The following is a 5,477-nucleotide window of genomic DNA, read 5'->3' as shown; positions in this document are numbered from 1 at the left end:
GAGCTGTCCGACGCCACCGGCGAGCTCGCCGAAGACCGCGCCGAGCCCGAACCCGAGCCCGCCGCGGACTCGGACGCCGAACCCGCGGAACCGGCCGAAACCGGGCTGCAGCGCCCGGAAGTGCGGATGGCCGTCCAGGTCACCTGCGCGGCGGCGCTGGCCATCGTGCTCGGCCAGCTGGTCTCGCCGAACCGGTGGTACTGGGCGGTGATCACCGCGTTCGTGGTGTTCATCAGCACCAACAGCCGCGGCGAACTGCTGGTGCGGGCGTGGCAGCGCACCGCGGGCACGGTGCTGGGCGTGGTGGCCGGGATCCTGGTCGCCGCGCAGATCTCCGGGAACCTGGCCGCCGAGATCGGCATGATCCTGGTCTGCGTGTTCCTCGGCTTCTACTTCGCCGGGTTCTCCTACGCGGCGATGACGTTCTTCATCACCACGCTGCTCGGCGCCCTCTACGGCATGCTCGGCACCTTCGACGCCTCCGTGCTGGAGACCCGGCTGTGGGAGACCGCCGTCGGAGCCAGCGCCGGCGTGCTGGCCGCGGTGTTCGTCCTGCCCACCCGCACGCGGTCGCTGGTGCGCACCAACACGGAGGACTTCCTGCTGGCGCTGCGGGACTTCCTGCGCGGCACCGGGACCGAGATCAGCGAGCGGGGCGAGGTCACCGGCCTGCAGGAGTCGATGCGCGAGCTCGACGACGGCCTGCAGCAGGTCGTCCGCAGCACCCGGCCGCTGACGTTCTACCGGCTGCGGTCCCGCCGCAGCCAGGTGCAGCGGACCGTGACGATGATCAGCGGCTGCGCCTACTACGTGCGCAACCTGGCGGTGGCGCTGTCGGCGACCGCGGACATGGTCGACGAGGACACCCGCACCCGCCTGTCCGAGCTGCTGTGGGCGCTGGCCGACGCGGTGGAGTCGATGACCGGCGAAGCGCAAGCGGACTTCACCTCGGCGATGGATTCCGCGCACGTCACGGCCGATTCGCTGCACGACATCGCCGAGTCGCTCACCGACGGCCCGACCTCGCTGCACCGCACGATCCGCTGGCTCGACCGCACCACCCAGATCATCGAGGACCTGGCCCGCGAACTCGGCACCGCAGCAGAACAACGCGTCTGATGAACACCTCTGGTACAACCCGAACGGCGGGGTTCGCCGGACCCGGTAGCGGCTGATCGAATACGCTCCGGATCAGTCCGATTCCGCTCCGTGAGGAGAACTCCAGTGAAGCGCTCGTTCGCGCTCGGTCTGGCCGGTGCCGCGGTGCTCGCCAGCACAGCAGTCACCGGGTCGACCGCGCAGGCCGCGCCGGGCCTGCAGTTCGGGCCGTGCCCGGAAGACGTCAGCAAGCCCTACCCGCAACTGCAGTGCGCCGAGCTGCAGGTCCCGCTGGACTACCGCGACCCGTCCGGTGAGCAGCTGAAGCTGCTGGTCTCCAAGCAGCCCGCGCGCAAACCCGAGGCCCGCCGCGGATCGCTGCTGATCAATCCAGGCGGCCCCGGCGGACCGGGGGTCGGCTTCGCCGGATCGCTGGCCGCCAAGCTGCCCGCCGCGGTGCTCGACAGCTACGACCTGATCGGCTTCGACACCCGCAACGTCGCGCACAGCACCCCGATCAGCTGCGTCGACCCGGGCACCTACTGGAAGACCCCGCTGCCCGACCCGGACGCCCCGCAGGCCCGCGAGCAGAACTGGCAGCGCGCCCAGCAGTACGCCGACGGCTGCCAGCAGCGCGCCGGGAAGTACCTGCCGCACCTCAACACGCCGACCAACGCTCGCGACGTGGACCGGATCCGGGAAGCGCTCGGCGAGCAGAAGATCAGCTACCTCGGCTACTCCTACGGCACCTACCTGGGCGCGGTGTACGGGCAGCTGTTCCCGCAGCACGTGGACCGGATGATCTTGGACAGCATGGTCAACCCGGACACCTCGGAGATCTGGTACCGCAACAACCTCAACCAGGACATCGCCGCCCAGGAGCGGCTCGGGCTGTACTTCGACTGGATCGCCCAGCACGACGACGTCTTCCACCTGGGCACCGAACGCCGTCAGGTGCAGGCGGCGTGGGACGGCGTGCAGGCCGAGCTGCGCAAGGCGCCCCGCGGCAAGCTCGGGCCCGCGGAGTTCATCGACCTCGCCTTTAACGCGCTCTACGGCGAGACTTCCTGGAAGCCGCTGGCCGAGGGGCTGGCCGACTTCCACCTCCGCAACGACGACAAGAAGCTCGCCGACCAGGTCGAGCCCAAGGACGAGCTGGCGGAGAACGGCAACGCCATCTACAACGCGGTGGAGTGCGCGGATGCGCCGTGGCCGACCCGCCAGCGCGAGTGGGAGCGCGACTCCGAGCGGTTGGCGAAGGACTACCCGCTGGCCGCTTGGTACAACAGCTGGACCGTGGCGCCCTGCCGGTTCTGGCAAGCGCCCCGGCAGGAGCCGCTGAAGATCACCGGTGACGGCCTGCCGCCGGTCCTGCTGTTCAACTCCGAGCACGACGTGGCCACCCCGTACGAGGGCGCGCTGGAGATGCACCGCTCGCTGCCGTCCTCGGTGATGGTCACCGAGCGGGACGCGGGCAAGCACGGGGTGTGGGCGCTGGCCGGCAACGCCGAAGCGGACCGCATCGGCACCGACTACCTCGTCAACGGGACGCTGCCGCCCGACGACGTGGAGGTCCCCGGCCACCCGGCACCGGACCCGAAGGCCCCGGCGACCCAGCAGAAGACCCTCGACCTGCCGTGAACGCGCGGAAGGCCGGGCCCGACCCCGGACCCGGCCTTCCCCTGCAGGCGAACGACTCAGTGCACGTCTGCAACCTGCTTTTTTGATCTTTTGCTTGTATTCGCCGCCAGGCGAATAGCCCACCCTCGCAACTTGCACCGCCGCGGGTTCTCAGCGTTCGCCTGGCGATGACGGCCCGACTGCCGTGTATTGGCGCATACACAAAGTCGGGCACCCGGAGACCAGGCGGGCGCTGAGGTTCCGCCACCCGCACCGATAAGCAGAGTGAGCGCTTCAGACCAGTCTTAAAGAACGCCGTGCATCTTGCTCTTGATGCTCTTGGCGAACACGAGCAGCAGGGCTGCGCAGCCGATGGTGGCCAGGCCGACGATGCCGAAGTAGATCTGCTGGTTGTCCACCGAGTAGAGCTTCACCACCTGGGCGCCCAGGCCCTGGCCCATCGCCGGGGCCAGGAAGTACAGGCCCATGGTCTGGGAGGCGAAGACCTTCGGCGCCAGCTTGGTGCTGGCCGACAGGCCCACCGGGGAGAGCAGCAGCTCACCGACGGTCATGATCACGAACACCAGCGCCAGCATCAGCGGCAGGTGCTTGCCGTCGCCGACGACGACCTTCGACAGCACGACCCACAGGAACGCGACGCCGACGAAGAACAGGCCGCCGACGAACTTCTGCGGGGTGGAGGGCTGGCGGCTGCCCAGCTTCATCCACAGCGCGGCCACCACCGGCGCCAGGATGATGATCGCCAGCGAGTTGATGGACTGGAACCAGGAAGCCGGCACCTCGAACCCGAGCACGTTCAGCTCGGTGTCCGCCTCGGCCAGGTTGGCCAGGGTGTTCGGCTGCTGCTCGAACAGCAGGAAGAACAGCGCGGTGGCCAGGAACAGCGGGATGTAGGCGATCAGCCGGTCCCGCTCGACCTTGGTGATCTGCTTGCTGGACAGCATCACCGCGAAGTAGGCGATCGGCAGCACCGCGGAGATGATGCTGACGACGTTGACCAGGCCGCCCAGGCCCATGACACCGCTCACCGACAGGCCGCCGAGCACCACGACGAACAGCACGGCGATGCCGATCGCGCGGCCCAGCACGCGGCCCTTGTGCTCCGCGGGCAGCGGGTTGACCGGCTTGAGCCCGGCCGAACCGAGGTTCTTGCGGCCCAGCGAGTACTGGATCAGGCCGATCGCCATACCCACCGCAGCGGCGCCGAAGCCCCAGTGCCAGCCGACCCGCTCACCGAGCGTGCCCGCGACGAACGGGGCGAGGAAGCCACCCAGGTTGATGCCCATGTAGTAGATCGAGAAGCCGGCGTCGCGACGGACGTCGTCGTCGCTGTAGAGGCCGCCGACCAGGCCCGACACGTTCGGCTTGAGCAGGCCGGTGCCGATGACCAGCAGCACCAGGCCGAGCACCACCGTGGCCACGCCACCGGGCAGGGCCAGGCAGATGTGGCCGAGCATGATGACCACGCCGCCGTAGAACACCGCGGCCTGCGAGCCCATCACGCGGTCGGCCAGCCACCCGCCGACCACACCCGTCATGTACACCGAGGCGCCGTAGACGCCGACCACCGACAGCGCGGTGGATTCCGGGATTGCCAAACCGCCGTCGGCGATCGAGGCGTACAGGAAGTAGGCGAGGATCGCCCGCATCCCGTAGTAGGAGAAGCGCTCCCACATCTCGGTGAAGAACAGCGTCGACAGGCCGCGCGGGTGTCCGAAGAACCCCTTCTGCGGTGCGTCCGCAACCGTGGGTGAACTCACGATCACGTCCTCTCGTTGACCAGGCGGTGTGGCCGCCTTCGGTTGTGCCAGCCGGTGGTTACCGGCGCGTAGAAACTGCTCGGCAGGTTACGACTCCCCGAAGTGGCCCAGACCACCGGGGCGTAAACCCGCCTCGTCGCGCACGACGCATCGACGGCGGTCGAGCCATGCTCGGGGCCGTCAGCTGCAGGTCAGCCAACATCTGAGAACGTTGTGGTGACCTGATTCACACTGCGGCCCCAGGAGGAATCGTGCAGCTGTTGGCAGCTCACCGCACCGCGATGGCGGAATTCGACGCTCGGGTGCAACGCATCGAAGCGGAGCAATGGGACAACCCTACGCCGTGCTCCGAGTGGAACGTCCGTGACCTGCTGAATCACCTCGTCGGCGAACAGCTGTGGGCACCGTGGTTGCTCGACGGCGCCACCCTCGACGAGGTCGGCGACCGCTTCGACGGGGACGTGCTGGGCAACGATCCGATCAAGGCGTGGACCCGAGCCGCCGACGCGGCGCGGCGGGCTTGGGACGCGCCGGGCGCGACCAGCGGTGAGGTGCACGTCACCGGCGGAGTCATCCCGGCCGAGGACTACGGCTGGCAGATGACCGCCGATCTGGCGGTGCACGCCTGGGACCTGGCCCGCGGCATCGGCGCTGATGAGCAGCTGAACCCCGAGCTGGTGGCGGACTTGTACACCGTGCTCGCCCCGCAGGTGTCGGCTTGGCAGGACCTGGGCATCTTCGCCCCACCGCGTGACGTCCCGCTGGGCGCCGACCAGCAGACGAGGCTGCTCGCGCTGCTCGGCCGGGCGTGACGGTGCTTGCTGTTCTCCTTGCCGCGCAATCGATCACGGTACAATCGGGCTCGTATCTTTCCCTTTTCGAGGAGTGACGGCTTCAGTGCCTGCGGCACAATCCCCCGACGGGGGTAGTACCGAGCCGGGTTGTTGTCCCGGCGTTTCCCAGTTCTCATGCGGCCAC

4 protein-coding genes are annotated in these 5,477 nt (G+C 68.7%); 3 read left to right on the top strand and 1 reads right to left on the bottom strand.

Annotated features, from left to right (window positions below; genetic code table 11):
- Together ABTZ89_RS35065 and ABTZ89_RS35060 are read left to right on the top strand one after the other, a co-directional pair.
- Positions 1 to 1,119, top strand: a 1,119-nt coding sequence (locus ABTZ89_RS35065) for an FUSC family protein (RefSeq protein WP_351053058.1), incomplete at its 5' end; no start/stop codon positions are given.
- Positions 1,120 to 1,224: 105 nt separating this feature from the next.
- The gene (locus ABTZ89_RS35060; RefSeq protein WP_351053055.1) at positions 1,225 to 2,739 is read left to right on the top strand and encodes an alpha/beta hydrolase; all 1,515 of its coding nucleotides are present in this window, start codon (positions 1,225 to 1,227) and stop codon (positions 2,737 to 2,739) included.
- A 284-nt stretch (positions 2,740 to 3,023) separates the two neighbouring features.
- On the opposite strand, the gene ABTZ89_RS35055 is transcribed toward ABTZ89_RS35060, so the two are convergent.
- Entirely contained in the window at positions 3,024 to 4,499 is a 1,476-nt protein-coding gene (locus ABTZ89_RS35055) for a peptide MFS transporter (protein WP_270954620.1), read from the bottom strand.
- A 251-nt stretch (positions 4,500 to 4,750) separates the two neighbouring features.
- Between ABTZ89_RS35055 and ABTZ89_RS35050 the strand changes: the two genes are divergently transcribed.
- The gene (locus ABTZ89_RS35050) at positions 4,751 to 5,311 is read left to right on the top strand and encodes a TIGR03086 family metal-binding protein (protein ID WP_351053051.1); all 561 of its coding nucleotides are present in this window, start codon (positions 4,751 to 4,753) and stop codon (positions 5,309 to 5,311) included.
- Positions 5,312 to 5,477: the final 166 nt, after the last annotated feature.

It is taken from the genome of Saccharopolyspora sp. NPDC002686 (assembly GCF_040295745.1).
GTDB lineage: Bacteria > Actinomycetota > Actinomycetes > Mycobacteriales > Pseudonocardiaceae > Saccharopolyspora > Saccharopolyspora oryzae.
The sequence above is the reverse complement of the archived record's forward strand: the minus strand, read 5'-3'. Positions and strand labels throughout refer to the sequence as shown.